Here is a 2,284-nt window from a genome sequence, read left to right on the forward strand (position 1 = left end):
AGCCGCGCTCGAGCTCCTGCAGCCCATCGAATGAGGCGCGGGCCGCGCTCCCCTGAAGACAGGAGGAACGCGGTCCGCTTAGTTCCTACCCGACCGGCTTCGACGCGGTCGCCTTCTTCGCCAGGGCGTTCGCGGCGAAGAGAATGATCAGGTTCACCGCTAGGTCCGCTGCGAACCAACCGCCGACGGCGGCCAGGTTGATGCTGGCGGTGTTGATGGCGGCGAAGGTGCCCACGGTGAGGACCATGACCACGAGGCCGCATCCGAGGGTCGCCACGACGAGCGCGCGTCCGGGGCGCTTGCGGGCGAGGCACGCGCTCACCGTCATGGAGGCCGCGCCCAGAAGCGTGCCGAGGAACGCCGCGAAGCCCACGAGCGCCACCACGAGCACCGCCGTGCCCGGCAGCTTCGAGCTCATCGACGCCACCTGCACGGCCGAGAGTATCCCGCTCACCGTGACCAGCAGGCACGCGATGGCCACGAGCGCCGTCGCCCAGCCCCACAGAAACGCCGTCGCGGGCCGCGCCGAAACGCCCTCTCCGCGCCAGACCAAAAAGCCGTACAGCGCCACGCCCGCCGTGGATACTGCCATCGCGAGCGACGCCGCGTACATGAACGCCACGAGGGCCGAGCCGGTGAGGATGGAGCACACGACGTCCAGGATGGGCACGTCGGCTGCCGAGATGTAGTCGTAGGAGAGCGTGCCTGTCGCGTCCATCACGGCCAGGCCCACGCGCCCCACGAGCGCCACGGCGAGCGCAATCAGAAACAGCGTCCCGAACGGACGGGCCATTGCCTTCATCTGCCCCCTCATGCTACTCCCCTCCCTTCATCTCGTTGACCACCGCGAAGGTGCCGCACAGGTACCCGCCGCAGAACGCCAGGCTCACGTCGCCCAGGAGCGATCCCAGGATGGGGTCGCCGATGTAGCTGTTCTCGCCGCACGCGCCGCCGGCGGTGTGCCATCCGGCGTACAGGCCCGGGATGGGCCGCCCCTTCGTCGAGATCACCTGCATCTCGTCGTTGATCATGAGGCCCGCCTTCGTGCCGTAGAGGTTGCCGCCGATGCGGCAGCCGTAGAACGGCGGGTCCTTGATGGCATGCAGCCACTCGGGCGGCATGGGGTACATGAAGTCGTCCTCGCCGCGCTCGCAGCACTCGTTCCATTTCTCCACGGCCTCCACGAGCACGCCGGGCTCGAACCCCAGGTCGCGCTCCAGCTCCTCGAGGGTGTCGCGCCTCTTCAGCACGTCGGCCTCGATGGCGTCCTCGACGCCGTGGTGCCAGTCGCGGTAGTGCTCGGGCACCTTGTCGATCTGCTCGAGGTCCGGCGTGATGAGCTTGCGGCAGTGCTCCTGCGCGAAGCCCGCCAGATGGTCCTCGTAGTGGGCGTCGAAGATGATGTAGGAGCGGTGCCCCGGCGGGGTCATCTGGATGGTGGCCAGATCGCCCAGCGCGTAGATGGCGTTCGCGCCGTCCTCTCCCACGCGGCTGTCCATGTAGCGCAGGCGGTTGCCGCAGCGGTCGACGGTGAACCACGGCTGGCGCGACAGCTGCGTCATGCCGTCGTAGAGGAAGCGCGCCCACTGGCCGCCCTCGGCCTCCCAGTCCACGCCGCCGTCGAAGCTCGCCGAGCTGTTGAAGCCCGACACGTCGGCGTTCACGCCGAGCCCCATGCGGAAGCACTCGCCCGTCTCGCCCGCCGTGAGGTAGCTGCTTGCGCAGCCCATGGCCGCCGTGGGTATGTAGCGCTGCAAGAGCGCCTTGTTGTTGCAGAAGCCGCCGGCCGTGAGGATGACGGCGCGCTCGGCGTGGATGTACTTCTCCTCGCCGTAGCCCTCGCGGACCACCACGCCCACGACGCGGTCGTCGCCGTCCTGCACGAGCGCCTCGGCCGGACTCTGGAAGAGGTACTGCACGCCGTGGCGCTGACCGAACGCGAACATGGCGTCGGTGGCGTCCTTCATCTTGAGCACGTGGTGGTCGAGCGTCGAGTTCTTCGGTGCCACGTAAACCGGCACCTCGCCCAAGCGCCAGCGCACGCCGCAGTCGGCCATCCAGTCGATGCAGTGGCCGCCCTCTTCCGCGATGCGGTGGATGAGCAGCGGGTCGCAGGCGTAGTGGTACTCGTCGATGGCCCAGTCGGCCAGCTTGCGCGCGTCGAAGGGATAGCTGGGGAACGCGAAGCGCTTGGACTCCTGCAGCTTCGAGCCACCGAGGATGGCGCACATGCCGGCCTCCTGGGCGTTGCCGCCGTGCAGGCCCAGAGCCTCCACGCAGATGG

At 68.7% G+C, this 2,284-nt stretch carries 2 protein-coding genes; both read right to left on the reverse strand.

Features of this window, described 5'->3' with window-relative positions:
- Window positions 1-85: 85 nt before the first annotated feature.
- On the reverse strand, window positions 86-814 hold the full coding sequence (locus GPA_RS02665; protein ID WP_041238861.1) for a hypothetical protein: 729 nt from the start codon (window positions 812-814) through the stop codon (window positions 86-88).
- 1 nt (window position 815) lies between these two features.
- Window positions 816-2,284 (reverse strand): FAD-binding protein (locus GPA_RS02670; RefSeq protein WP_041238862.1); only part of this gene is annotated, 1,469 nt, incomplete at its 5' end.

This window comes from Gordonibacter pamelaeae 7-10-1-b (genome assembly GCF_000210055.1).
GTDB lineage: Bacteria > Actinomycetota > Coriobacteriia > Coriobacteriales > Eggerthellaceae > Gordonibacter > Gordonibacter pamelaeae.